The organism is Algiphilus sp. (assembly GCF_965216485.1).
In the GTDB taxonomy this organism is placed as follows: domain Bacteria; phylum Pseudomonadota; class Gammaproteobacteria; order Nevskiales; family Nevskiaceae; genus Algiphilus.
On sequence record NZ_OZ244162.1, the window covers coordinates 2,235,460 to 2,261,269 of the forward strand.

The 25,810-nt window shown below is 64.1% G+C and carries 25 protein-coding genes; 13 read left to right on the forward strand and 12 right to left on the reverse strand.

Going from position 1 to position 25,810, the window contains the following annotated elements; all coding sequences use genetic code 11:
• The 11 genes from gspI (at position 1) to ACOOFO_RS10390 (ending at position 10,568) form a co-directional block, all read left to right on the forward strand.
• The gene (gspI, locus tag ACOOFO_RS10340) at positions 1-381 is read left to right on the forward strand and encodes a type II secretion system minor pseudopilin GspI (protein ID WP_420426692.1); all 381 of its coding nucleotides are present in this window, start codon (positions 1-3) and stop codon (positions 379-381) included.
• Positions 378-1,091 (forward strand): type II secretion system minor pseudopilin GspJ, encoded by a 714-nt coding sequence (gene gspJ / locus ACOOFO_RS10345; RefSeq protein ID WP_420426693.1) that lies wholly within the window; start codon positions 378-380, stop codon positions 1,089-1,091. Before gspI ends, gspJ begins: the two co-directional genes overlap by 4 nt.
• The gene (gspK, locus tag ACOOFO_RS10350; protein WP_420426694.1) at positions 1,088-2,056 is read left to right on the forward strand and encodes a type II secretion system minor pseudopilin GspK; all 969 of its coding nucleotides are present in this window, start codon (positions 1,088-1,090) and stop codon (positions 2,054-2,056) included. The genes gspJ and gspK overlap by 4 nt, the downstream gene beginning before the upstream one ends.
• A gap of 6 nt (positions 2,057-2,062) precedes the next feature.
• A complete protein-coding gene (gspL, locus tag ACOOFO_RS10355) occupies positions 2,063-3,280 on the forward strand; it encodes a type II secretion system protein GspL (protein ID WP_420426695.1) in 1,218 nt (405 codons plus the stop codon).
• Entirely contained in the window at positions 3,277-3,786 is a 510-nt protein-coding gene (gspM, locus tag ACOOFO_RS10360; protein ID WP_420426696.1) for a type II secretion system protein GspM, read from the forward strand. The genes gspL and gspM overlap by 4 nt, the downstream gene beginning before the upstream one ends.
• A complete protein-coding gene (locus ACOOFO_RS10365) occupies positions 3,783-4,541 on the forward strand; it encodes a type II secretion system protein N (protein ID WP_420426697.1) in 759 nt (252 codons plus the stop codon). The genes gspM and ACOOFO_RS10365 overlap by 4 nt, the downstream gene beginning before the upstream one ends.
• The gene (locus ACOOFO_RS10370) at positions 4,541-4,993 is read left to right on the forward strand and encodes an NUDIX hydrolase (protein WP_420426698.1); all 453 of its coding nucleotides are present in this window, start codon (positions 4,541-4,543) and stop codon (positions 4,991-4,993) included. The genes ACOOFO_RS10365 and ACOOFO_RS10370 overlap by 1 nt, the downstream gene beginning before the upstream one ends.
• Positions 4,935-6,107, forward strand: a complete 1,173-nt coding sequence (gene mnmA, locus ACOOFO_RS10375) for a tRNA 2-thiouridine(34) synthase MnmA (RefSeq protein ID WP_420426699.1) — start codon at positions 4,935-4,937, stop codon at positions 6,105-6,107. Before ACOOFO_RS10370 ends, mnmA begins: the two co-directional genes overlap by 59 nt.
• Before the next feature lie 168 nt (positions 6,108-6,275).
• Positions 6,276-8,927, forward strand: coding sequence for an aconitate hydratase AcnA (gene acnA / locus ACOOFO_RS10380; protein ID WP_420426700.1), 2,652 nt, complete (start codon positions 6,276-6,278; stop codon positions 8,925-8,927).
• Positions 8,928-8,993: 66 nt separating this feature from the next.
• On the forward strand, positions 8,994-9,779 hold the full coding sequence (locus tag ACOOFO_RS10385; RefSeq protein WP_420426701.1) for an SDR family NAD(P)-dependent oxidoreductase: 786 nt from the start codon (positions 8,994-8,996) through the stop codon (positions 9,777-9,779).
• A 12-nt stretch (positions 9,780-9,791) separates the two neighbouring features.
• On the forward strand, positions 9,792-10,568 hold the full coding sequence (locus ACOOFO_RS10390; RefSeq protein ID WP_420426702.1) for a ParA family protein: 777 nt from the start codon (positions 9,792-9,794) through the stop codon (positions 10,566-10,568).
• Between the two features lie 15 nt (positions 10,569-10,583).
• On the opposite strand, the gene ACOOFO_RS10395 is transcribed toward ACOOFO_RS10390, so the two are convergent.
• Genes ACOOFO_RS10395 through ACOOFO_RS10405 form a run of 3 tightly spaced genes read right to left on the reverse strand, consistent with a single transcriptional unit; the run spans position 10,584 to position 11,949 of the window.
• Entirely contained in the window at positions 10,584-10,964 is a 381-nt protein-coding gene (locus tag ACOOFO_RS10395; RefSeq protein WP_420426703.1) for a MazG nucleotide pyrophosphohydrolase domain-containing protein, read from the reverse strand.
• A complete protein-coding gene (locus ACOOFO_RS10400) occupies positions 10,961-11,596 on the reverse strand; it encodes a CoA pyrophosphatase (RefSeq protein WP_420426704.1) in 636 nt (211 codons plus the stop codon). The genes ACOOFO_RS10395 and ACOOFO_RS10400 overlap by 4 nt, the downstream gene beginning before the upstream one ends.
• The gene (locus ACOOFO_RS10405; RefSeq protein WP_420426705.1) at positions 11,593-11,949 is read right to left on the reverse strand and encodes a type 1 pili tip component; all 357 of its coding nucleotides are present in this window, start codon (positions 11,947-11,949) and stop codon (positions 11,593-11,595) included. The genes ACOOFO_RS10400 and ACOOFO_RS10405 overlap by 4 nt, the downstream gene beginning before the upstream one ends.
• 153 nt (positions 11,950-12,102) lie before the next feature.
• On the opposite strand from ACOOFO_RS10405, the gene ACOOFO_RS10410 reads away from it, so the two are divergent.
• Positions 12,103-12,693, forward strand: a complete 591-nt coding sequence (locus ACOOFO_RS10410) for a class I SAM-dependent methyltransferase (RefSeq protein ID WP_420426706.1) — start codon at positions 12,103-12,105, stop codon at positions 12,691-12,693.
• Positions 12,690-13,193, forward strand: coding sequence for a SixA phosphatase family protein (locus ACOOFO_RS10415; RefSeq protein WP_420426707.1), 504 nt, complete (start codon positions 12,690-12,692; stop codon positions 13,191-13,193). The genes ACOOFO_RS10410 and ACOOFO_RS10415 overlap by 4 nt, the downstream gene beginning before the upstream one ends.
• 4 nt (positions 13,194-13,197) lie before the next feature.
• On the opposite strand, the gene tsaB is transcribed toward ACOOFO_RS10415, so the two are convergent.
• The 9 genes from tsaB to ACOOFO_RS10460 all read right to left on the reverse strand — a co-directional run bounded on the left by tsaB (position 13,198) and on the right by ACOOFO_RS10460 (position 25,800).
• Positions 13,198-13,935: a tRNA (adenosine(37)-N6)-threonylcarbamoyltransferase complex dimerization subunit type 1 TsaB gene (tsaB, locus tag ACOOFO_RS10420; protein ID WP_420426708.1), complete on the reverse strand. Its 738-nt coding sequence runs from the start codon at positions 13,933-13,935 to the stop codon at positions 13,198-13,200.
• Positions 13,932-15,953, reverse strand: a complete 2,022-nt coding sequence (locus ACOOFO_RS10425; protein ID WP_420426709.1) for an ATP-dependent DNA helicase — start codon at positions 15,951-15,953, stop codon at positions 13,932-13,934. Before ACOOFO_RS10425 ends, tsaB begins: the two co-directional genes overlap by 4 nt.
• Positions 15,943-16,563, reverse strand: a complete 621-nt coding sequence (locus tag ACOOFO_RS10430; RefSeq protein ID WP_420426710.1) for a tetratricopeptide repeat protein — start codon at positions 16,561-16,563, stop codon at positions 15,943-15,945. Before ACOOFO_RS10430 ends, ACOOFO_RS10425 begins: the two co-directional genes overlap by 11 nt.
• The gene (gene mrcB / locus ACOOFO_RS10435; RefSeq protein ID WP_420426711.1) at positions 16,539-18,821 is read right to left on the reverse strand and encodes a penicillin-binding protein 1B; all 2,283 of its coding nucleotides are present in this window, start codon (positions 18,819-18,821) and stop codon (positions 16,539-16,541) included. Before mrcB ends, ACOOFO_RS10430 begins: the two co-directional genes overlap by 25 nt.
• A gap of 92 nt (positions 18,822-18,913) precedes the next feature.
• Positions 18,914-19,639 (reverse strand): phosphate signaling complex protein PhoU, encoded by a 726-nt coding sequence (phoU, locus tag ACOOFO_RS10440; RefSeq protein ID WP_420426712.1) that lies wholly within the window; start codon positions 19,637-19,639, stop codon positions 18,914-18,916.
• Between the two features lie 177 nt (positions 19,640-19,816).
• Complete coding sequence (gene pstB / locus ACOOFO_RS10445; protein WP_420429732.1) at positions 19,817-20,626, reverse strand: phosphate ABC transporter ATP-binding protein PstB; 810 nt, start codon at positions 20,624-20,626, stop codon at positions 19,817-19,819.
• Between the two features lie 48 nt (positions 20,627-20,674).
• Entirely contained in the window at positions 20,675-22,354 is a 1,680-nt protein-coding gene (pstA, locus tag ACOOFO_RS10450; protein ID WP_420426713.1) for a phosphate ABC transporter permease PstA, read from the reverse strand.
• A gap of 8 nt (positions 22,355-22,362) precedes the next feature.
• On the reverse strand, positions 22,363-24,588 hold the full coding sequence (locus ACOOFO_RS10455) for an ABC transporter permease subunit (RefSeq protein WP_420429734.1): 2,226 nt from the start codon (positions 24,586-24,588) through the stop codon (positions 22,363-22,365).
• 249 nt (positions 24,589-24,837) lie between these two features.
• Entirely contained in the window at positions 24,838-25,800 is a 963-nt protein-coding gene (locus ACOOFO_RS10460; protein ID WP_420426714.1) for a PstS family phosphate ABC transporter substrate-binding protein, read from the reverse strand.
• Between the last annotated feature and the right edge of the window lie 10 nt (positions 25,801-25,810).

Here is a 25,810-nt window from a genome sequence, read left to right on the forward strand (position 1 = left end):
ATGGCGCCGCAGAGACAACGCGGGTTTACGCTGATCGAGGTGATGGCGGCGGTGCTCATCCTGGCCATGGCATTGGGGGCCATCATCGCCGGATTTGCGCACCAGGCCGATCTGTCCTCCGATCTGCGTGATCGCACCCTCGCCATGCTGGTGGCGCGCAACGAACTTGCCGAAATCACGCTCGACCCGGCCTTCCCCGATGTCGGCGAGCGCGACGGCGAGGCCGAATTCGCCGACAACGAGTGGGAATGGCAGGCCACCATCAACGAGACCCAGGACCCGGCCCTGCGGCGGGTGGAAATCAGCGTGCGACGTCGGGATGACGAGCGCGAGCTCGCCACGCTCACCGGCTTCATTGCCAATACGGGGCGCCAGCGATGAGTCGGGCGACGCGCCAGAGCGGCTTTACCCTGCTCGAGCTGGTGGTCGTACTTGCCGTGTTTTCCATCGTGGCGGTGATGGCCTATGGCGGCCTGAACAATGTGCTGCGCACGCGTGTAGCCATCGAAGAGAATCTGGAGCGCGTGCGTCAGCTGCAGCGCGGTTATCTGCGCTTACGCCAGGATTTTCTTCAGATCCAGCCACGCACGATCCGAGATGAATTCGGTGACCCGCGCTCGGCGGTACGCGGCCAGCCGGAAGAAGGGGTCTACCTGGTGAGCGGCGGCTGGCGCAATCCGGCCGGCCACCCGCGCAGCAACATGCAACGCATCCGCTGGCATCTGCAGGATGACGCGCTGGTACGCAGTCACTTCCTGCATCTCGACCGGGCACCCAACAGCCAGCCCGAAACACTGGTGGTCCTCGATGGTGTCACGCAGTTGACGGTGCGCTATCTGGCACGCGATCGCGAGTGGTACGCGCAGTGGCCCCAGGCATTGGGCCGGAGCCCGGATCTGCAGGCCAGCGCTGAAGCGCCGTTGGCGATCGAAGTCAGACTGGAAACCGACGCTTGGGGGGAACTGCGTTTTGTATTTCCCACAGGTCCAAGCGCGGCGACACAGGGGGGCGGCACGGCGGCTCCCGGGAGCGGCGGACCCACGGTCGGACCCATGAATGGCCCCGGCGGCGGCGTACGGGTGGGCCCGTGAGACAGTGTCAATGCCTATCGCCTCAGCGTGGCGTCGCCTTGATCACCGCGCTGCTCGTGGTATCTCTCGCAAGTATTGCCGCTGTGGCAGTGGCCTCTGCCGGCTTTCAAGCGCTTTCCCGCACGCAGTTGCTGCTGGATAGCGAGCGCGCCTGGTGGTATGCGCAAGGCATGGAAGCCTGGGCCGTGACGATCCTTGAACGCGAGGGCGCACAGACCGAAGTTGACCATCTTGGCGAAGTCTGGGCGCGCCAGGTGCCGCCCTTACCCGTGGAGGGAGGCGCCCTGCAGGGGCGCATCGAAGATGCCCAAGGTCGCTTCAATCTGAACAATCTGGCGGTCGACAACGACGAGCAGCGCGCCCGCTATATCGAGCAATTCGCGCGGCTGATGCGCTGCGTGGACGCCGGTGACGATTTCAATGCCCGCGATATTGCCAACGCGATCATTGATTGGGTAGATGTCGACGAAGAACAGCGCTTCCCCGGCGGCGGCGAGGACCTGCTCTATCTGGGCAAGGTCCCGCCCTATCGAACCAGTGGACAGCTCTTTGCCACGGCAAGTGAGCTGCTGCTCATCAACGGTGTGGATGACGACATCTTTCGCGCACTGAGTCCGCACATTGTCGCTCTGCCGCAGATTACGGCCATCAATCTGAATACGGCGCAACCCGAAGTGCTGTGTGCACTGTCCGATAACGCGGATTTCCGTGCCCGGATCGAGGATTTCGCCGAGGTACGCGCCAACCAGCCACTGGAGAGTGTCGCCGCCGCCTTTCAGGAAGGTGGCCTGGTGCCGGCGGGCACACCTGAAATCCAGCAGCAAGACCTGACCGTCAGCAGCAACTATTTCCTCACCGAAGCGGAAGCCTTCATTGGCAATGGAAGCGCGCTTCTTTATAGTCTCGTCTCCCGCCCGGACCAGGGCGTTCCCACCGTGCTGCGTCGCAGCACTGCAAGACCCTAATTCGCCTTGCGCCAAACCCTCTACATTCATCTCCGGGACGCCGACTCGGAAGCCCCGCTCGCTTTTCGCGTGGACGGCGCCGCCACCGGATCGGTGCAACACGCCCCCCTGCACGCGATTGCCGAGCAGGCCCCTGGGGCACGGCTGGTGGTCTTTGTCCCTGCGGCGAGCGTCCGCTTTCTGGACGTCGAATTGCCGGTGCGGAATCGCCGTCGCGCCCTGGCCGCGGCCCCCTTCGCCTGCGAGGACCGTTTGGCGGAGGACATCGATCAACTGCACTTTGCGCACCTTGGCATCATCGAAGGTCAGCGGCATGGCTTCGCCGTCATTTCGCATGTACGCATGCGCCGCTGGATGGAGCGCCTCGCGGCTGCAGGCCTGCATCCTGACCTGCTGCTGCCCGACAGCCTGTGCCTTCCCCCGCCGGATGAGGCGCAGTGGAGCGTGCATCTTGATCACGAGATTGGCCAGCTCTACATCCGTCATGGCCTGAACAGTGCCTCGGTCACGCAACCCGACGCCCTCGACACGCTGCTCACCCTCTCTGGCGACGAAGCCCCACAGAGCATCCGCGTGGTCCAGCGTGGTGATGGGGATGATCTCTCGCTGCCCGAAAGCATCGAGCGTCAGCGGCAGCCGGAGTTCGGCGCGCTTCTCGATCTCTTTGTGCGCTACATCGAGAGCGCTGAACACGCCAACCTGCTGCAAGGCGACTACGCGCCGCAGAGCAATATTGCGCGCTACTTCCGGCCCTGGCGGGCGGCGGCGCTCTTTGCGGCACTGACCATGGCGGGCATCCTCGCGCACCAGGTCGCCGACACCTACTACCTCAGACAGCAGGCCGAGGCCCAGCAACAGGCGAACGTGCAGCGGTTCCAGCAGCTTTTCCCCGGCTACAGCCAGGTGCGCGCGCAGCAGCTTCCCAGTTTTCTGCGGTCGGAGATGCGCAGCGCACAGGAAGGAGATACCTCCATCTCCGTGCTGACGTTGCTCGATTCCTACGTCCAGGCCGCGCAGGCCTCGGGCGGCTTGCGGCTGGAGGGGATGCAGTGGCGCGATCAGACGCTCCTGCTCAACCTGCGCGGAGAGTCGCTCGAGAATCTGGAAGCCCTCCGTGGCTGGTACCGCAATCAGCAGGCCGTGGCCATGACGGTCGAGAATGCCGATGCCGGCAGTGAGGGCGTCCGTATCCGCATCCGGCTCAGCGGCCCGGGGGCGGCATGAACCTTCCTCTGCAGAATGCATTGTCTGAGCTGCAGCAGGCCTGGCAGCAGCGATCCACGCGCGAACAGCGCATGATCGCCATCGGGGGGCTTGCCCTGCTGCTGACGCTGTTCTATCTCATCGTCTGGGAACCCGTCATGCAGGCACACGCTCAGGCTGAGGCTGCACTGGCCGACGCGCGCGCCACCGCGCAGCGCATCGAGCGCGTTGCCGCCCTGCAGCCGGCGCAGAGCCGCCAGCGTGCCAACCCAAATGGGTCGCGTTCACTGCTCGCCCAGGTCAACCAGGCGGTACGCAGCAACACGCTGGGCAGCACCCCCGAACGCCTGACACCCGATGGCGACGATGCCGTCAGGGTCTGGTTGGAGGCCGCGCCCTTCAACAATCTGCTGCGCTGGCTCGCGGAACTGGAGCGCAATCCGGGGCTGCGCCTCGAACGCGCCGACATTGATCGCAAGGAGGGCGGGACGGTGGACGCGCGCCTGCAGGTCGAGCGGGCATCATGAGGCGACGTTGGCTCATCGTGGCAGCACTGGTATCGGCCGTGGTATCGGCGGTTCTCTATGCCCCGGCCGCGCACCTCTATGCCTGGATCGGCTCGCCCGACCCCCGTCTTGTGCTCAGCGGGCTGTCCGGCAGTATTTCCGAGGGTCGGGCCTCACGCGTGCAATGGCAGAACATGATCGTGGTCGAAGACCTGGAATGGTCGTGGAACCCCTGGCAGCTCTTCCTGCTGCGCGGCGCCTTTGATCTGCGCTTTGGTGGCCCTGCCACCGGCGAGGCACAGGCGGGCGTGACGCCGACCGGTCATGTACGTCTGGCCGATACCCGCGTGGTGGCCGAGGTCTCGAATCTGCTGGAGACGGCCGGCTACGGGAGCCTCCCGGTCCAGGGCCGCGTGGTGACGCGCCTGCAGGAAGCCCGCGTCGACCGCGCGGGTACCCCGTTGGCGGTAGACGGCAGTGTGGAGGCCATCGGCCTTGCCTGGAAAATCGGCCAAAGCGCGCTGCAGCTTGGCGATTTTCGCGCCGACGTACGGACGGAGGATGATGGCACCCTGCTCGCGGATATTGCCTCCAGTGACGACAATCCCATCGAGGCGAAGGGCGAGGCACGCCTGCGTCCGGACGGCGTCTACGAAACCCATGTTCGGGTGAGAGCACGCGACAATGCGCCCGAGCAGACCCGCAACCTGCTGCGGCTGATCGGACGCCCCGACAACCAGGGCTATTACCATCTGCGGCAGCGGGGCAACCTGTGATGGACGAGACGGCACCGCATGTCACAGTCGCCACACTGGTGGAACGCAGCGGCCAATGGCTGTTCGTCGAGGAACGGGTCGGCGGACAGCGGGTGCTGAATCAGCCGGCGGGCCACTGGGAAGCCGGCGAGACGCTGATTGAGGCGGCCGTGCGCGAGACCTTGGAGGAAACCCGCTGGCGCGTGCAACCAACGGCCCTGGTCGGTATCTACAGCTACCATCCGCCGGACCTGCCCTACGCCTTCCTGCGCTTCGCTTTCCTCGCCACCGCGCTCGACCATGACGCAGACCGGCCCCTTGATCCCGCCATCGAGCAGGCCGTCTGGCTGAGTCCGCAAGCACTGGCCGCACGCGCGGCTGAGCACCGCAGCCCGATGGTGCAGCGTGGCGTCGATGACGCCCTCGCGGGTCGCCGCCTGGCGCTGGAGTGGCTCGACCACCTGCCGGCCTAGCCTCATGCATGTGGTCGTCGGATTGTCCGGAGGCGTCGACTCCGCGGTCACCGCGCTGCTGCTGCGCGAAGCCGGCCACGAGGTATCCGGCGTCTTCATGGTCAACTGGACGGCCGACGAGTCAGGCTACTGCAACGCCGCAGAGGATTTCGCCTCGGCCCGCGCGGTTGCAGAGGAACTGGATATCCCGCTGCAACGGGTGGATTTCTCGCGCACCTATCACGAGCAGGTATTCCAGGAATTCCTTGCCCAATACGCACGCGGACGCACGCCCAATCCGGACATCTTGTGCAATCGCGCCATCAAGTTTGCACCCTTTCTCGCCCATGCCCGGCGGCTGGGTGCCGATGCCGTGGCTACCGGCCACTATGCGCGCCTGCAGCAGGACGCCGGTGGCCCGCGGCTACTGCGCGCGATCGACGACAACAAGGATCAGAGCTACTTTCTCGCCGGCGTCGCCCGCAGCGCCTTCGATGGGGTGCAATTCCCGCTCGGTGAGCTGAGCAAGACCGACGTCCGTGCCAAAGCGCGCGCCGCGGGTCTGCCGAACCATCAACGCAAGGACTCCACCGGTATCTGCTTCATCGGCGAACGCCATATGCGCGACTTTCTCGCACAATGGCTACCCGCGCAGCCCGGGCCCATTGTCGATTCTCGGGGTCGCGAACTGGGCCGCCACCAGGGCGTAGCCTTCTATACCCAGGGTCAACGGCGCGGCCTCGCCGTCGGGGGAGTCGCCGGCGCGGCCGAGGCGCCCTGGTATGTCATTGAGCGCGATGTCACAGGCAATCGGTTGGTCGTCGACCAGGACCCCGAGCATCCCCGCCTGATGGCGCGCACGATCGAGCTAATCGACACGCACTGGATCCGCCGGCCACCCGAAATCGATGGCGGCGATAGATCGCTGGCACTGGAGGTGCGTATTCGCCATCGGCAAAGCCTTCAGGCTGCGGCCCTAGAGGTGGGCGCGGACGGCCGTAGCAGCCTTCATTTTGAGCAGCCGCAACGCGCCGCCGCTCCCGGGCAATATGCCGTGTTCTATCAGGGCGAAGAGTGCCTTGGCTGCGCCGAAATCGACCGCGTGCACGCCCTCGAAGGTACGGTCGCGTCGTAGTCCGTTGCATCGCGCCACCCGCCGTGATGCAACTTTGGTCGCAGCAGCCCGCTACCATCTGGGGTTTGACGCCACAGCGCGTATAATGCGCGGCCATGTCGCTCGCGGCACCGGTCGCCGGCGCGGCAACAAGACCAATCATGTTCCGGAAAAGATAAGAGGCTCGCGATGACGGATAGCTTCAATGTCCGCGCCACGCTGGACGTCGGCTCGAAGCAGTACCAGTACTACAACCTGCAGGCGCTGGAAGACAAGTTCCGCGTCTCCCGTCTGCCCTTCAGCTACAAGGTGCTGCTGGAGAACCTTCTCCGCAACGAGGACGGAGAATCGGTGACGGCCGAGGATATCGAAGCCTTTGCCTCCGCGGATCTGCGCAACCTGCCCGCCAAGGAGATCGCTTTCACGCCAGCGCGCGTGATCCTGCAGGACTTCACCGGCGTGCCCTGCGTGGTCGATCTCGCCGCCATGCGCGACGCCATGAAGCAGCTCGGCGGCGACGCCAAGAAGATCAATCCGCTGTGCCCGTCGGAACTGGTGATCGACCACTCCGTCATGGTGGACCATTACGGTGCCAGCGACTCCTTCGATCTCAACGCGAAGCTCGAGTTCAGTCGCAACAAGGAACGCTACGCCTTCCTGCGCTGGGGCCAGGATGCGCTCGACAACTTCAAGGTCGTCCCTCCCGACACCGGCATCGTGCATCAGGTCAACATCGAGTACCTGGCACGCGTCGTATTCGATAACAACGGCGTGCTGTACCCGGACAGCTGCTTTGGCACCGACTCGCACACCACCATGGTGAACGGTCTCGGCGTGCTGGGCTGGGGCGTGGGCGGCATCGAGGCCGAGGCCGCCATGCTGGGCCAGCCTTCCACCATGCTGATGCCGGAAGTCATCGGCGTGCGCCTGACCGGCAAGCTGCCCGAAGGCGCTACCGCCACGGACCTCGTGCTCACCGTCACGGAAATGCTGCGCAAGCGTGGCGTGGTCGAGAAGTTCGTCGAGTTCTTCGGCGACGGCCTGGCCGAGATGACCCTCGCCGATCGCGCCACCATCGCCAACATGGCACCAGAGTATGGCGCCACCTGCGGCATCTTCCCGGTGGACGACGAAACCCTGAAGTATCTGCGCCTGACCGGCCGCTCGGAAGACCAGGTCGAAATGGTCAAGGCCTACGCCAAGGCCCAGGGCATGTGGCGCGAGGACAACGAACCGGAAGCCGAGTACAGCGACGTGCTGCACCTGGATCTGTCCACGATCCTGCCCTCGCTCGCCGGCCCCAAGCGTCCACAGGACCGGGTGCTGCTGACCGACGTCCAGGCCAACTTCCGCAAGGCCTTCGAGGCCGACCAGTCGCACCGCCCCACCAAGGGTCCGGCCCAGGTCGAGTACAAGAACCAGAAGTTCGACCTCAAGGATGGCGCCGTCGTCATTGCAGCCATCACCTCCTGCACCAATACCTCGAACCCCGCCGTACTGATCGGTGCCGGCCTGCTCGCCCGCAACGCGCGTCAGCGAGGCATCACGGTCAAGCCCTGGGTCAAGACCTCGCTCGCCCCCGGCTCCAAGGTGGTCACCGACTATCTCAAGAAAGCCGGTCTGCTGGATGACCTCGAAGCCCTTGGCTTCAATGTCGTCGGCTATGGCTGCACCACCTGCATCGGCAACTCGGGTCCGCTGCCGGAGCCCGTCGGCGAAGCGGTCAACGCCAACAACCTCTCCGTCGCTGCCGTCCTTTCGGGCAACCGAAACTTCGAAGGTCGCGTCCATCAGGACGTGCGCATGAACTACCTGGCCAGCCCGCCGCTGGTGGTCGCCTACGCGCTGTCCGGCAACGTCGACATGGACCTCAACAACGACCCCATCGGCGAGAACGACAAGGGCGAGACGGTCTATCTGAAGGACATCTGGCCCACCAATCACGAGATCCAGGACCTGATCAACAGCTCCCTGGATGCGGACATGTTCAAGGCCAGCTACAGCACGGTCTTCAATGGCGACGACCGCTGGCGCGGACTGGAAGTACCCACCGGCGAGCTCTACAACTGGAGCGACGACTCGACCTACGTGCAGAACCCGCCGTACTTCCAGGGCATGACCAAGGAAGTCCCGGGCCTGCCCGCCATCACCGGCGCCCGTGTGCTGGCGCTGCTCGGCGACTCGGTCACCACCGACCATATCTCTCCGGCGGGTGCCATCAAGAAGGACTCGCCGGCGGGCAAGTATCTGATGGAGCACGGCGTCGAACCGGCCGACTTCAACAGCTACGGTTCGCGCCGCGGTAATCACGAAGTGATGATGCGCGGCACCTTCGCCAATGTCCGCATCCGCAACCAGATCGTGCCGGGTGTCGAGGGTGGCTATACCAAGCACATCCCCACCGGTGAACAGATGTCGATCTACGACGCTGCCATGCGCTATCAGGACGAAGGCACCCCGCTGGTCGTCATTGCCGGCAAGGAATACGGTACGGGCTCGTCGCGCGACTGGGCGGCCAAGGGCACGACCCTGCTCGGTGTGAAGGCGGTCATCACCGAGTCCTTCGAGCGCATTCACCGCTCCAACCTCGTCGGCATGGGCGTGGTCCCGCTGACCTTCAAGGATGGCCAGAACGCCGAGAATCTTGGCCTCGACGGCAGTGAGCAGATCGACATCGAAGGGCTGGAGCCCGGCGCCAAGGAAGTCACCGTCAAGGCGCACAAGGCGGATGGCTCCACCGTCACCTTTACCGCCAATGTGCGTGTCGACACGCCCAAGGAGTGGGAGTACAACCGCCACGGTGGTGTGCTGAACTACGTCCTGCGGCAATTGGCAGCCTAGGCGCGTAGCCCCGAACATGCCTGCCCGGTTACCGTGCCGGGCAGGCATTCTTGAGCGAATGTCCGCATGAGCAAGAAGGTCCTCGTCACTGGCGCGTCGCGCGGTATCGGCCTGGAGATTTCCACCGTCCTCGCGCAGCAGGACCGAGCACTTGCGCTCACGGCGCGCAGTGCCGCGGTGCAGGACCAGGCTGCTTCACTGGCATCACTCGGCAAGGGGACCGTGGTGGGGCTCCGCGCCGATCTGGCCAAGCGCGAGGACGTGGAGGCTTTACCCGACCGCGCTGCCGAACAGCTTGGTGGCCTGGATGCTCTGGTACTGAATGCCGGTCTGGTACGCACTTCGGCATTGGCTGAAACGAGCAACGACGATATTGCTGCTCTGCTCGACGTCAACGTCAAGGCCACCATGCTGCTGGTACGCGCTGCACTGCCCTATCTGCGGCAGTCCGAGAAGCCACGCATTGTAGTGGTCACGCCTCCCCCCACACAGAACAAGCGCTGGCTAGGCAGTTTTGCTCCCTACGCGGTCTCCAAGTTGTCACTGTCGCTGGCTGTCATTGGTATCGCGGAGGAGTTCAAGCGGCTGGGCATCACGGTCAATGGCCTCTGGCCGCACACCCTGATCCTGACTGACGCCATCGTCCACGCGCACAATGTGCAGGCCGAAAACTGCCGCAAGCCGAGGATCGTGGCGGATGCGGTCAGTGCCCTGCTCTCTGACCCCGGGCGCGGCGAACCTGGCCGCTTCTATCTGGATGAAGAGATTCTACGCGCGCGCGGCGTCTCCGATTTCAGTCACTACGCGGTGGACCCTGATAAACCGCTTGCAAGCGACACCTTCATCAGCTGACGAGAGAGTCCATTGAGCAACGCCACCATCACGCGCGCCGTGTTCAACCAGAAAGGAGGCGTTGGCAAGACGACCATCGTCTGCAACCTCGCGGCGGCCGCTGTGGCGCGCGGCAAGCGAACGCTGGTTGTTGATCTCGACATGCAGGGCAATGCCAGCCGCTATCTTCTGGGCGACCAGCCGGTCGAGCGCGATATTTCCGACTTTTTTGGCAGCACCCTCAACTTTTCGCTGGGCAGCACCCCTTTCGAGGCCTATTGCACGCCGACCGCGTGGGAAGGGCTGGATGTGGTGGCGGCCGGCAATGAGCTTGAGCATCTGCAAAGCAAGCTGGAAGCCAAGCAGAAGGTGCACAAGCTACGCCAGGCCCTGCGCAAGCTGAACGGCTACGACCAGATCCTCATCGATACGCCCCCGTCCTTCAATTTTTACAGTCGTTCGGCGCTCATCGCCGCGGATGAAGTGCTGATCCCCTTCGATTGCGACGACTTCGCCCGACAGGCGCTCTATGGCCTGCTCGAAAACATTGCGGAACTGCGCGAAGACCATAATGAGTCCTTGCGCGTGGGTGGCATCATTGTCAACCAGTTCCAGAGCCGCGCGCGCCTTCCGAAGCAACTGGTGGAGACACTGCGAAGTGAAGGTCTCCCCATTCTGGAGCCGCTGCTCCCCAGTTCCGTGGTCGTGCGGGAGTCGCACGAGGCGCGCCAGCCCCTGCCCTGGTATGCGCCACGCCACCGCGTGACCGAGGCCTTTGACGCGCTCTATCGGACGCTGCACCGCGCCTGACCGGCCGCGTCGTCCCTAGAGACCGCGCCGCTTTGCGGCCTGCCAGCGTGCCTCCATGGCATCCAATCGTGCGGGATTACCGAGCGGTGGCAGTTGCTCCGCATCGCGCATCACTTCGGAGAACCGAGCATTGAAACGCGCCAATGCATCATTAAGCGCGCTTTCGGGGTCGACTTCGAGTCGGCGACTCAGATGTGCCAGGACGAACAGCAGATCGCCCAGCTCGTGCCGGCACTGCGCAACACGTTGAGTCGCGTCCGGGTTCTGCGTCGCGTCCTCCAACTCAGCCAGCTCCTCGCGCAGCTTAGCGAGTACGCCATCCAGATCGGGCCAGTCAAAGCCCAAGGCTGCGGCTTCGCGCTGGCGCTCCTGGGCCGCGCGCCATAACGGCGTCATGCCGTCATCTTGTTGTACATATTCCAAAGCATTCCCGCCGTCGCGCCCCAGACGACATAGCCGTTGTATTCGACCTGGAAGAAGGGCACGCGCAGTCCTTCGCGCGTAAAGAATCGTCGCTGATAGCTGGAACGTTGCAGCAGATGCGCAAGCGGAATCTCGAAGATCTCCGCGACCTCGCCATGGTCTGCATAAAGGTCAGGTGGTGTATCGATCAGCGCCACAACAGGCGTCACCAGGTAGCGGGTGATGGTCGGATAATCATCCAGGCAGCCAATCACTTCCACATGCTCGCGCGACAGGCCGATCTCCTCCTCCGTTTCGCGCAAGGCCGTGTTGATCAGTTGCTCATCCCCGGCTTCATAGCGCCCTCCGGGGAAGCTCACCTGGCCACGGTGCGCGCGCAGGTGATCGGCTCTGCGTGTGAACAGGACCTGCAATCCCTGCGCACGACGCAGGATGGGTACCATGACCGCGGCATGGGTAAAGCCCTCCAGGCGCTTGCGCGTGACCAGGCGATCAAGCCCCAGGGGCAGTTCGAGGTCGACCAACGGCCGTTCCGCACCGGGTTCCAGAATCTGCGGCGCCGGGCCAAGCGCCCCGCGCAGAGTCTGCTCCACGACGGCGCTCACGCGTCCTTGCTGGAAGCGGCTTGATGTGCCGCTGCCTTCAGTCGCGCAGCGTGCTTGCGGGTCAATTCATGAAATCTTGGGCCCAGTCCGATGTCCTCGTAGATGGGGTCGCCCATCTCATCATGCTCAACGACGCGGTCGCCGCGCTGATAGGGGAAATTTGATTCCAGCTCATCGAGCGAGGCGGTCAGCAGATCGGTCAGCAGAGCTTCCGCATCCCGTCCCGGAAAAAGTTCGGACAATGCCGCCAGCCGGGCCGCGTCGTACACAGGCAAACGCACGTTGTAGGATTCCGCCGTAAAGGGATCGCTGGCGCCAGCGTGCCAAACATCGAGCAGTTCCTTGATTTTCATCACCCTCCTCCGCGGGGCAGCGCTTGCGAAACGTACAATGAACAGCCTATCAGATGGCCGCGCATGCACACCTTGCGACGAATGTTGAATGGCTTCTTTTTGCCGCCTGCGTGCTGAGCACGCGCTGAATCCGTTGCTGCCGTAATCGCCTGCATGCTGACGGAAGAGGCATCCATCGCCCAATGGCAACGCGCTCTGGAACGTCGTATCGCGGCCGGCCGCAAGCAGTTGCTCTGTCGCGCCGTCGGTTTGCATCGCAAGGCCCGTCTGCGCATCTGCGACGCCACCGCCGGCTTCGGACGCGACGCCGCCCTGATGGCGGCGCTGGGCGCGGAAATCACGTTGTGCGAGCGCCATCCTGCCGTCGTGGATTTTCTGCGTGCCGCCATCGCGGCGCTGCCGCAGGACATCCAGCAACGGCTATCCCTGCACCCCGGCGATGCACGCGAGCAGCTCCAGTCCCGACAATGGGACGCCGTCTACCTCGACCCCATGTACGCGCCGACGCGCAAGCACGCCCTCCCCGACGCCCAGGCTCAGCAACTGCGCGCACTGGTAGGTCACGATACGGACGCGGATGCGCTGCTTGCGCTGGCGCGCAAAGCCGCCCATGGCCGCGTGGTAGTGAAGCGCGCGCTGCGTGCGCCGCCCCTGGCTGGTACGCCGCCCATGGAAAGCCTCCGCGGCAACAGCGTACGCTTTGACCTCTACAACCCCCTGCCCGATGCCAAGGAGGCACCATGAGCCTCACGCTCAGTCTGGTCCGTCACGCGAAATCGGCGTGGGATGACCCTGAACTCGAAGATTTCGAGCGCCCCCTGAACGCGCGCGGTCGACGCGACGCGCCGCGCATGGCGCAGCTTGCCGCTACACAATGTGCACAGGTGCCGATTCTGCTCAGCTCCCCCGCAGTCCGTGCCATCACCACGGCGCGACGCTTCGCTGAGGCCTTCGATATCGATGCCCGCACCATGCGCATTGACGCCCGCCTCTACGAGGCCAGTGCCGGCGACTGGTGCGAGGTGCTGCAGAGCCAGCCCGACGATGGCAAGGCACTCATGGCCTTCGGCCACAACCCGGGCATCTCTGCCTTCGCAGCCTGGTTATGCCCCGATATGCGCGGCGTGGAGATGCCCACAGCTGCCTTGCTCATCCTCGAACTGGAGTGCCAACGTTGGGCCGAACTCGCGCCGGATTGTGCCCGCCGCATCGCCTATCATCGCCCGCGCGACGTGGAAGCCTAGCGCCCTACTCCACACCCAGCCGCTCACCCGCGTCGCGCTGTGCCCGCGTCAGCGCGACGCGGTCACGCACATAAAGCGGGGTCAGCGCCTGCGCATTGATGACCTGCCCGGCGGTATACCGTAGCCCGCCCAGTCGAAGGTAGGTGTCGGGATGGGGCAAGACCTCGGCATCGAGCCCGCCCCAGCCCGTCGCCTCCAGCAACTGCGCCTCCGGCAGCCGCAGCGCATTGCCCACCACCCACGCGCGACCGCTCTCCTTCGATGTCTGCGCCTTGCCGGCGGCTCGTCGTTCGAAGAAGGCCGCCGACGACCACTCGCGAACGGGGGTCTGTGCATGCACATCTCCGTCGTCGGCCAGCACAAAGCAGCCCGCGTAGACCGAGCCCATACGCGCGTCCAAGGCAGCCCAGACAGCCTCGGCCTGGGAAGCATGCAGGCATTGCGCCGCCATCGCTTCGAGGGAGCCCACAGCAACGAGTGGACAATCCAATGCCCAGGCCATGGACTGCGCGAAGCTCATGCCAATGCGGAGCCCCGAAAAACTGCCGGGTCCGACGCCGACCACGATGGCATCGAGCATTCCTGGTCTCAGTGCGGCAGCGCCCAGCATGGCCTTGACGCGTTGTGGCAGGGAACGCGCATGGGTCGCACTGCCTGTGGAAACATCACTGTGGCGACGCTCGCCATGGCGCACGCCGACGCACAGTTGGGCAGTGGAGGTATCGACCGCGAGCAGTTTCATTGAGGGGACCCTGGACGAAGGGAGCGCGCAAAGGAGAGGACGTCCTCCGGATGCGCCAAGCGCGGCATGGCGGGCAGCGCACGCAGCACTTTCGCGCCATAGCGTGCAGACAGCACTCTCGGGTCACCCAGCACCAGCAGCCCCCGGTCGCTTTCGCTACGGATGAGTCGGCCGACTCCCTGGCGCAAGGCGAGAATCGCCTGTGGCAGCTGATACTCCATGAAGGGGTTACCGCCATCACGCTCGATCCGCTCACGGCGCGCTTCCACGACCGGATCATCCGGTGGCGCAAAGGGCAGCTTGTCGATGACGACCATGCGCAGTGCGTCACCAGGGACATCCACGCCCTCCCAGAAACTGGCCGCGCCAATGAGCACGCCGTGACCGGCCTCACTGAAACCCCGCAGCAATCGGGCACGATCATCCTCGCTCTGCACAAACAACGGAAAGCGTCCGTCCGCGCGCAGGATGGCCGCAGCTTCCTTGACGGCGCGATGGGTGGTCATCAACAGGAAAGCGCCACCGTCACTGGCTTCCAGTGCCGGCAGTACCGCGTTGAGAAGTGCCCGCGTGTGCTGATCACCGCCCGGTGCCGGCAGCCCCTCGGGCACCCAGAGACGGCACTGCGCCTCGTAATCGAAGACCGGTGGCAGCACGCTTTCGCGGGCTTCGGGTGGCAGGCCGAGCTGTCCCCGAAAGAGATCAAAGCGCCCGTTGACCGAGAGCGTGGCAGATACATAGATCCAGGCCCCCGGATGTCCCGCGGCCGCCCTGCGGTAGGCTGCGCTGATGTCCGCCGGGCTTGCACACAGAGCACCACCCCAGCCTAGTGGCTCCGCCCAGCGCACCATCTCGCCGCTCACAACCGTGGCCGGCGTGTACTCTCCATCGGTTCTGTCGTGGTCGTGCCCGGTCTCTTCATTGGACGGGTTATCAGAGGTTGGATCGAGAAAGGCCGCCAGGACCGACAGATGCTCCTGGCAACGCTCCGACAGCCGACGGCCTTCCTCGTCGTCCGCCATCCTAGAGTGCTCCATCTGCGTGGCTAGCAGCTCCAATACCTCCGCGGTATCGGAGATCAGGGATTCAACACCAGCCTGCAAGCGCAGGCGTTGCCAGGCTGTGCGTCCTTCAAGTGCGCCTAACTCGCTTTCCATGGCGGCACACAGATCGACGAGACGTTGGAGCGTATCGCCAAGCTCTGGGTAATCCGCCAAGGCGTGCATGCGTCGGAGATCGCGGCTTAATTCACTGAGCTGCCGAGTCGACAGACGCTGCCCGAAAGCACTCGCGGCGAGGTCAGGCAGCTGGTGCGCCTCGTCGACAATCACGATCTCAGCACCGGGCAAAATTTCGCTGAAGCCCGCCTCCCTCACGGCGAAATCAGCGAACAGCAGGTGATGGTTGACCACCACCAGATCGGCATCCAACGCGCGTCGACGCGCCGCAAACACGAAGCAGTCGTCGAAATCCGGACAACGCGTGCCCAGACAATTGTCGGCCGTGGAAGTCACCCTGGGCCGCAGCGGGTCGTTGTCGGCAAGCTTGCCGTAGTCGGCCAGTTCGCCGGATTCAGAGGCTTCCATGAACTGCCGCAGCGACAGAATGCGCCCACTATCCTGCCCCGGCTGGTCCGCCGCCTGCTTCAGGCGGTAGCGACAAAGGTAATTCGCGCGGCCTTTGAGCAGCGCCGTCTGAACCGGCATGCCAAGGGCGGCCAACAGACGCGGAAGATCGCGCTGATAGAGCTGATCCTGCAGGTTCTTCGTTCCCGTACTGACCACCGTACGCTTGCCGGACAACACGGCGGGGAGCAAATAGGCCATGGTCTTACCGGTGCCGGTTCCGGCTTCCACCAACTGTGTGGCTCCTTGCTCGATAGCCTCCGCGACCTGCTCAGCCATCTCGCGCTGCACCCGGCGCTCACTGAAGCCCGGAATGGCGCGTGCTAGCGGTCCATGCGCTGCCAGATGCTCGCTGGCCTGCCGCGCCAGAGGCGCGGCCGTGTCAATTTCCACCCGTTTGCCGCAGCCGCGCCTGCTCGGCCTTCTGCCGCGCAAGCTGGGCGCCCTGGGCGTCACCCTGCTGCCTGCGTGCATCTGCCAGGGTGCGCCAATTTCGCGCTTCCAGATAGGGGTTGCCTCGCGCCAGACTGTTGGCGCGATCAGCAGTCGCGGCCGCCTGCTGGGCTTCACCCGCCTGCAGCCGAACCTCTGCGAGACGCGCCCAGACAAAGGCATTGCGGGGTTCAATGCGCAGCGCACGCTCCAGCACCGCAATGGCGGTCTCGTAGCGCGCCTCGCGGGCCGCCTGATCCGCCTGTTGCACCAGACTGACGACGGCGGGCCCGCTGACCTCTGACAGGGAACGGGGATGGCGCTCGGTCAGCGATTCGGGCTGCTCCGTTGCAGGCGGTTGATAAATCGCCACTTCGGTACCGTCGCGCGGCGCCTGACGCTCACGTTCACCCGCGGCAGCCCGGTCGCTCCGCTGACCGTCCGTTTCTGACGGGGCGGACTCGAAAACGGTGCCGGTCGTGCGCTCATGCGGCAGCGTGCCGCACGCGCCCAAGGCGAGCGCAAGCACAACCAGCAAACCGCGCGTCATTGCCACAGGCGCTGAAACCATCCACGCACTCCTTCGGAGGGATCGCTACCCGCACAGGGCGCCTCGCGCTCTGGCGCGAAGCCTTCGATGAAGGGCAGCGAAATGACTTGTTGACACCCTTCGCCTGCGCGCAGTCCGCTCTCTCGGTCGATCTGCACCTGTTCCACACCGGAAGGCATGAAGGGTTCATAACTCTGTAGGTCAAGCGCCGCCATGGTAGCTGACCACAGGGGCAATGCGCCGCTGGAACCGCTCAGCCCGGTGGGCGCATTGTCATCGCGACCCACCCAGAAGACGCCGACGCGATCACCACCAAAGCCGGCGAACCAGGCATCGCGATACCCATCTGTCGTGCCCGTCTTGCCCGCCACGCGCGTCGTCGGGTCGATCCAGCGGTAGACACCACCCCCCGTTCCGAAGATCGTCACCTGCTCCAGGGCCCAATTGGTCAGGTAGGTGGGCGCCTCCTCGAGACCCCGCTGCACCTGCATGCCGTAGCGGGTGAGTGGCTCGCCCTCGGCATCGGTGACTTCCCGGATCCCGGTCAGGGGATAGCGGAATCCGCCGCTCGCGAGCGTGCTGTACATCTGCGCGACCTCCAGGGGCGACAGATCAATCGCGCCCAGCGCCAAGGACGGCAAGGCCGTGGGCGCCTGCTCAAGCCCCGCGGCGCGCATGGTCTGTGCCACTGCCTTGGGGGTGACGGCGAGGCCAAGATGGGCGGTTGCCAGATTGTAGGAACGCGCCAGCGCCTCATACAGACGGACCTCGCCGTGTATTTGCTCGGCATCGTAATTCTTTGGCTCCCACACGGAGCCATTGGGCATCTCCAGACGCAACGGCTTGTCTTCGAGCAGGCTATACAGATGAAAACGCTCTGGCTGTGACAGTGCGGTGTGGTAGACGAAGGGCTTGGCCAAAGATCCGATGGGACGGCGCGCATCCAAGGCGCGATTGAAGCCGCGATACCGGCCCTCGCGCCCGCCGGCCAATGCGGCCACTTCGCCGCTCTCCGCGCGCGTGATCAGGGCTGCGGCCTCCAGGCTGCCTTGCTCGATATTGCGCTGGGATTCGATACGCGAAAGGCCATCGCGAATCTGGCGCTCCAGTTCGGCTTGGGCATGCGGGTCCAGGGTGGTGAAGATGCGAAGGCCCTCGCTCTGCAGATCTTCCTTGCGATAGTCCGCCTCCAGCTGTCGTCGCACCAACTCGACAAAGGCCGGATAACGCACTGCGCCGCCGTCGCCATCGCTTTCCACACCGAGGGGCGCGGCAATCGCGCGCTGGTAACGCGCCTCGCTGATCAACCCGTTTTCTTCAAAAAGCCGGAGCACGAGATCGCGTCGGGCGCGCGCCCGCTCGGGATGCCGACGTGGGTTGTAATAGGAAGCGCCTTTGGCCAACGAGATCAGCAAGGCCGTTTCTGCAGCATTGAGCTCGGACACCGGCTTGTTGAAGTAATGGCCGGCCGCCAGGCCAAATCCATGAATGGCGCGACTGCCGTCCTGGCCAAGGAAGATCTCGTTGATATAGGCCTCGAGCACTTCCTCCTTGTCATAGTGCAGCTCGAGCAGGATCGCCATGATGGCCTCCTTGATCTTGCGCTGCAGGTTCTGGTCCAGGGTCAGAAAGAAGTTGCGCACCAACTGCTGGGTGATCGTGCTTCCTCCCTGCACGACCCGACCCGCCTTGACGTTGGCCACCATCGCCCGCGCAATGCCGCGCAGCGACACACCCCAGTGCGAGTAGAAATGGCGATCCTCGACCAGGATGATGCCCTTGGCGAGCAATTCCGGGACTTCCTCGCGCCGGAGCAGCAAGCGATCCTCCGCGCGCGCAGCGTGAATGCTGCCGATCGCCAACGGGTCGATGCGTACCAGCGCATGGCTGCTGGACACGCCCGGCTCGACGATCTCTCGAATACCGGCATCATCGAAACGTACGAACAGCCGGCGCGAGGGCTCCTTGCCGTCCCAATACTGGAAAGCGCGGCTGACAAGATCCACTGCGCGTCGCGACTGGGCATAGCTCCCCGGCTTGGAGGGCGTGGCCACCTTGCGATAGCCCAGCCGATCGAGTTCCCGCGCCAGTGCCTGCGCATCCATTGGCTTGCCCGGATACAACTCAAGCGGCGCGGCAAAGACCTTCGAGGGCACCGCCCAGCGCACACCGGCGAAGCGCTCCCGGATCACCTGATCGAGATAAAGAATATACAGGCTGCCGGCAACCAGGCCGACAGCCAGAGTCACCAGCGCGGCGACGCGCAGCTTGGAACGCACAGATTGCTCAGTTGGCCTTCGATACCGGCCCGTATTGTAGCCGCCTCGTCATGGTGCAAGCGCTGGCGGCGAGCGATACCGGCCAGCGGTGGCTACTGTGCGGCGCGGACGATTTCCTCGACGCGGTCAATATCCACGTAGCGCACGTCCTGCCCGGTCACCATGTAGATGGTGTGCTCCCCGATATTGCGGGCGTGGTCCCCAATGCGCTCCAGCGCGCGCACGGCCCACATGAGGTCGACTGCACGCTTGATATTGCGCGCGTCCTCCAGCATGTAGGTCATGTTCAGACGGATGATCTCCTCGTGCTCGCGATCGACCTTGTCGTCTTCACGCGCGACACGCAGGGCGGCGTCCGGATCCAGGCGGGCGAAGCCATCCAGCGCACCGCGCAGCATCTTCTGCACGTGCAGGCCCAGGTTCTCCGCCTCGGTGAAAGCGTCGGCGTGGCGGCCGCGGGCGTCGGTCAGCCGTGTGGCCATCTTGTAGACCTTCTTGGCCTCGTCACCGATGCGCTCCAGATCGACGATGACACGCGATACGGTCAGGATGAGGCGTAGATCGCTGGCGGTGGGCTGACGGCGCGCAATGAGCTCGGCAATGGATTCGTCAATGGAAACTTCCAGCGTATTGACCTTGCGATCCTCGGCCTTGACCTCCTTGAAGTCGGGCGCACGACCACTGGCCAGTGCCTCCACCGCATCGCTGAGCAATTGCTCGACGATGCCCCCCATGCTGAGCACACGCTCGCGCAGGTCCTCGATCTCCTCGTTGAATTCCTTCGAGATGTGCTTACCGAGTGAGGACTTGTCGATCATGGGCGTCTCCGAAGCCGTCTTGGTTGTGGTGCGCAGTTGCGCTTGGAATGCAGGATTGCCGAGTGCACCTACGCTAGGGCAACTAGATTACAGGCAGTGAAGCCCGTCCGGAGCCGAGCGACGAGCGGGACGACAGACGGTGCCATCAACGGTTCCCGACGCCGTGGCCAACATTGCCTAGCCAAAGCGGCCCGTAATGTAGTCTTCCGTTTCCTTCTGCTTGGGATTCGTGAAGATCCGGCGCGTATCGTCGAACTCCACCACTTCCCCCAGATACAGATAGGCCGTGTAATCCGACACGCGCGCTGCCTGCTGCATGTTGTGCGTGACGATGACGATGGTGTACTTCTTCTTCAGCTCGGTGATGAGCTCCTCAACCTTCGCCGTGGAGATCGGGTCGAGTGCCGAACACGGCTCGTCCAGCAGCATGACTTCCGGCTCGATCGCGATGGCGCGCGCAATGACAAGACGCTGCTGTTGACCACCAGACATGCCGAAGGCATTGTCGTCCAGTCGGTCCTTGACCTCATCCCAGAGTGCGGCGCCACGCAGCGCCTTCTCGACCGCCTCCGACAACACGCGCTTGTCGTTCACGCCCTGCAGGCGCAAGCCGTAGGCGACGTTCTCGAAGATCGACTTCGGGAAGGGGTTCGGTTTCTGGAACACCATACCCACGCGCCGACGCAGCGCGGCCACGTCCACGCGCTTGTCGTAGATGTCGTCCTGATCAATGCGGATCAGCCCTTCCACCCGGCACGTGTCAACCAGATCGTTCATGCGGTTGAAGCAGCGCAGCAGCGTCGACTTGCCGCAGCCCGAAGGCCCGATGAAGGCGGTCACCCGTCCACGCGGAATCTTGAGATTGATGTTCTTGAGCGCCTGCGACTCACCGTAGAACAGGTTGAGATTGCTGACTTCGATGCAGGTGTCTTCGTTCGCCAGGGAACGCGTCCCGCCGTTGGTGGCGGAAGGACGGCTGCCGGGCATCGGGACTTGCGGGGATTGCTCCACCATGAGGACTCCGTTGGCCGTCGATCAATCGCTGTCGGCGCGGAAGCGCTCGCGCAGACGATTGCGGATCGAAATGGCCGTGAGGTTCAGGGAAATGATGATGAACAACAGCATCAACGAGGTTGCGTAGACCAGCGGCCGTGCCGCTTCCACGTTCGGGCTCTGGAAGCCCACGTCGTAGATGTGGAAACCGAGGTGCATGATCTTGCGTTCCAGATGCAGGAACGGGAACTCGCCGTCGATCGGCAGTGCCGGCGCCAACTTGACGACGCCGACCAGCATCAGCGGCGCTACCTCGCCCGCCGCCCGCGCCACGGCAAGGATGAGCCCCGTCATCATGGCCGGCGCGGCCATGGGCAGCACGATGCGCCGCAGCGTCTCCGCCTTGGTCGCCCCCAGGGCCAGGCTGCCCTCGCGCACCGCACGCGGGATGCGTGTCAGCCCCTCCTCGGTGGCAACGATCACGACCGGCAGCGTCAGCAGCGCCAGCGTCAGCGACGCCCACAGCAGGCCCGGGGTGCCGAATACCGGCTGCGGAGCCAGCTCGGGATAGAACAGGGCATCGATACTGCCGCCCATGGTGTAGACGAAAAAGCCCAGGCCAAAGACGCCGAAGACAATGGAGGGCACGCCCGCGAGGTTGTAGACGGAAATGCGCACGATGCGCAGGAAAGTGCCCTGGCGCGCATATTCCCGCAGATAGATCGCGGCCACCACGCCGAAAGGCGTGACGACGATGGACATCAGCAGCACCATCGTGATGGTGCCGAAGATGGCCGGCATGATGCCGCCCTCGGTATTGGCCTCGCGCGGAAAACCGAGTACGAATTCCTTGAGCTTGACCAGGTAGTAGCCGGTCTTCTCGAATACCGACATATCGTTGTTGCGCGTCGCCCGGATGAGATTGGAGAGCTTCATCTCCTTCTCACGCCCGTCGGCGGTGCGCATGGTGACCGATGCCCGGTTCAGCTCGCGCATCAACACATCGCGCTTCTCGCGCAGCTTCTTGTACTCGGCCTGCGCCGCTTGCCGCTCAGCCTCGATCTCGGCCATGCGCCGCTGGTACTCATCCTCGCTGATCTTGTCGCGGTTGAATTCCAGACCGCGCTCATCCAGGCGCGCCTGCTCCAGCCGGTAATTGATCGCACCGATCTCGTACCGGTCGATGTGTTCCAGTTCGTCGACCTGCTCGCGGTTCTTGTCAAGCATGGCCTTCAGTTCCTCGAAGGCCTCGTCGCCCCGCGCAATGATCTCGCCGTCGCGCTTGATATTGACCAGATAGCCGTAGAAATTCCCGTACTCGCGCCGTTCCAGCATGATCGCGTCCTCGGGTATCCGGGTCTCGATCCGCCGCGGCTCGAGGATCCAGCGGAAATCGCTGCCGAAGACATCGCGGTTACCGATCTTGAACTGCGCCCGGGAGGTCAGTGCATCGCCATCGGCCTGCCCCGCCAGATCGGTATCCTGCAGCTGCAGTGGCGTCAGCGTCTCGGTGTCGGTGATTTCGCCCAGCACGATTTCGATCTCGCCGCTGGCCGTGCGCACCTTGGTCTCGATCAGTTCTGCGGGCCAGAAGTGCCCGAAGCCGCGTACCGCGATCAGCCCGATCAGCCCGATCACCATCAGCAGACTGACGGTCAGCGCACCTCCGATCATCCAGACCCAAGGATCGCCGCTGGCGAACCATTTGCGTGTATTCGACATCGGCTTCCCTAGAGGTTGCTGTAGCGCTCGCGCAGACGCTGGCGCACGATTTCAGAGACCGTGTTCACGACGAATGTGAACAGCAGCAGCACGAGTGCGGCGAAGAACAGGACGCGGTAGTGCGTACTGCCCACAGCGGTTTCCGGCAACTCCACCGCGATATTGGCCGACAGCGTGCGCATTCCCTCGAAGATGTTGAAGTTGACTACGGGGCTGTTGCCAGTGGCCATGAGCACGATCATGGTCTCGCCCACGGCGCGGCCGAAGCCGATCATCACCGCCGAAAAAATGCCGGGACTCGCGGTCAGCAGCACAACCCGCGTCACCGTCTGCCAGCGCGATGCCCCCAGAGCCAGCGACCCCTGCGTCAGATGCTTGGGCACGGTAAAGACGGCATCCTCCGCGATCGAGAAGATGGTCGGAATCACCGCAAAGCCCATCGCGATGCCCACCACCAAGGCGTTGCGCTGGTCATAGGTAATACCGACGCTGGTCAGCCACTGGCGCATATCGCCGTTGAAGAACCAGAGTTCGGCCCACGGGCTGAGCGTGGCCGATATCCACACCACCAGAACCACGACTGGGACCAGCATCGCCGCCTCCCAGCCTGCCGGGACGCGCTCACGCAGGGACTGCGGCATCTTCTGCCAGGCCATGGCGGCCAGCAGGAAGCCGGTCGGCAAGCCGACCAGCACCATGAAGATCATGGGCAGGTTGGCTTCCACGAAGGGCGCCAGCCATAGACCGGCCAGAAAGCCAAGAATGACCGTGGGCAAGGCTTCCATCAGCTCGATGGTGGGCTTCACGGTCTGCCGCATGCGCGGCGTCATGAAATAGGCGGTGTAGATTGCGCCTGCGATGGCCAGCGGCGCCGCAAAGATCATGGCAAACAGCGCCGCTTTCAGCGTGCCGATGGTCAGCGGCACCATCGACATCTTCGGCTCGAAGGTATTGGAACCGGAGGAGGCCTGCCACACGTAGGCTGGCTCTTGGCGTCCCTCGTAGAGCACCTTGGTCCACAGCGCCGAGAAGGATAGATCCGGATGTTCGTTCCACAGCTCGAAGAGCACGATCTCACCACCGGCGTCTTCGATGAGCAATTGCTCGTCCACCGGCGACTGGGCGATGGCGACGATGGCCTGGTCCGCCACCTTCTCGCGCAAGGTGGTTCGATGCGATGTGGAATAGTGCAGCTGCAGCACGCCGTCGGCGTCACCGGTGGCAAAGCCGCGCCGCCCATAGTCCGCGGCAATCGCCGTCACCGCGGCGTCGTGCGCATCGAAACTGCGCATCTGCGTCAGCTTGAAGGTGTTGTCCTCCTGACGCGTGAGCATCCACTGCGTCAGGCTGCCGTCGCTGCCGCCCACGATCCACGACTTGGAGCCATTCAGGAAACGCAGTTGCGTGATCGCGACCCCCTCGGCGACTGCCTGCGTGGAATCGGCCAGCCCCACAGGCTTGCGATCGTCGATGTTGTAGTAGTAGAGCGTCCCATCCCCGCCGTGCGCGATGATGTTGGAGAGGTCGGTACTCACCACCAACGATTCGAGATCCGAATCGACAGAACCGAGATCCCGCGTCGATACCTCTGCTTCCGCCGCACCCCCGAGAAAGCTCTGCCGGGTGCGGACGCGCGCCATTACCAGTCGGTCATCGGCGGTCAGTGCGGCAATGACAGCTCCGCTGGCGCCACTGGAGCCCGGCTGTACGGTGACCTGACGCAGCGCCTGCCCCTGTGGGTCGACCACCAAGGGCTCCGCACCGTAGGGATACTTCACGTTGGGAATCAGGACCCGCTGATCGTTCGGGAAGGTGAGCTTGTAGGCGTCCTCGAGGATGACCGCGGTCCCGTCGGAAAAGCCGTAAGCATGCGTGCGGGTACGCGGTTCACCGGAGCCGAAGCTGGTGATCTCCGCTTCAGGATTGCCCTCGATGCGCTGCTGCTTGATGACGGACTGATCATCGAGCTCCCAGAACACGATGCGCCCATCGGCAGTCAATCGCGCGCCGATGTCGCTGTAGCGTTCGAGCATGAGGCGCTGTGAGGGAACATCGCCACCGGCCGGGGCTTCGAATCGCTGAGGGTTGTCGATACTCGTGCCGCGCAGTATCGGCGCCACCTCGGAGAAGAGGTACACGAAGATCAGGCCCAGCGATACGACGACGGCACCGCCACCGGCCCGGATCAACCACTTGACCGCGCTGTCCTTGAGGTTGCGACGACGCTGCCGCATTTCCAGCACTTCGCGGCTGGGCAGGATGGCTTTCCCGGCCGAACCTGTTGAGTTTTGCCCCACGAGCGCCCCTTATCGACTGACTGCGCGCCCGCGACCGGGCGCCTTCACGAAGCGCGACACTCTAGCGCCGCAATATGACAACCGCTTGTCTAACATCCCATCCGAAACAGTGCATTCACAGTGGCAAGCCGCCGGGATGACCCCGGCGGCGCGCCTTGCCTGCGGATGCCATCGGTCCGGCAGCACTCAGAGGCCGAGCTGATCCCGGAAACGCTGCGCCACCGGTGCCGGCAGGGGCACATAGCCATCCTTGGCGACGATTTCCTGACCGGTCTTGGAGAGCACCATCTTCAGGAATTCCTGCATCAGCGGCGTCAATTCCTCATTCGGGTGCTTGTTGACGTAGAGGATCAGAAGACGCGCCAGGGGGTACTCGCCACTGGAGGCGGTCTCGCCGCTGATCTCCACGCAGTCGCCACCGCTTTCGCGCGCCACCTCCAAGGCCTTGACGCCCGAGGTGTTGTAGCCAATACCCGAATAACCAATACCGTTGATCGATTCGGTCACGCCCTGTACGACCGAGGCCGACCCGGGCTGCTCATTGGCGCTGGGCTTGAAGTCGCCACCACAGAGCGCATTGTCCTTGAAGTAGCCGTAGGTCCCCGATACCGCGTTGCGCGAGTACAGGGCGAAATCCCGGTCGGCCCAGGCGCCTTCCAGACCGACCTGCCCCCAACGGGTGATGTCTTCCGGATGACCACAGCGACGCCCCGTGGAATAGATCGCGTCGATTTCCGGAATGCTCAGGCACTGCACCGGGTTGTCCTTGTTTACGTAGACCGCGAGCGCATCGATGGCCACACCGACCATGGTGGGCGGATAGCCGTAGCGATCCTCAAAGGACTGCACTTCGGATGACTTCATTTCCCGCGACATCGGCCCGAAGTTGGCCGTTCCCTCGGTCAGCGCCGGCGGCGCCGTGGAGGAGCCAGCACCCTGAATCTCGATGGTGACGCTGGGATAGATCTTCTTGAACTCTTCGGCCCACAGTGTCATGAGGTTGTTGAGGGTGTCGGAGCCGATGCTGACCACGCTGCCGGAGACGCCGGAAACCGGCTCATAGGTCGGCAGTGCATCGTCGACCGAGGCCATCACTGGGGAAGCAGCGACCAGCCCAAGGCCGGCAAATGCGACGAGCTTGCGAATCATGGGATTACTC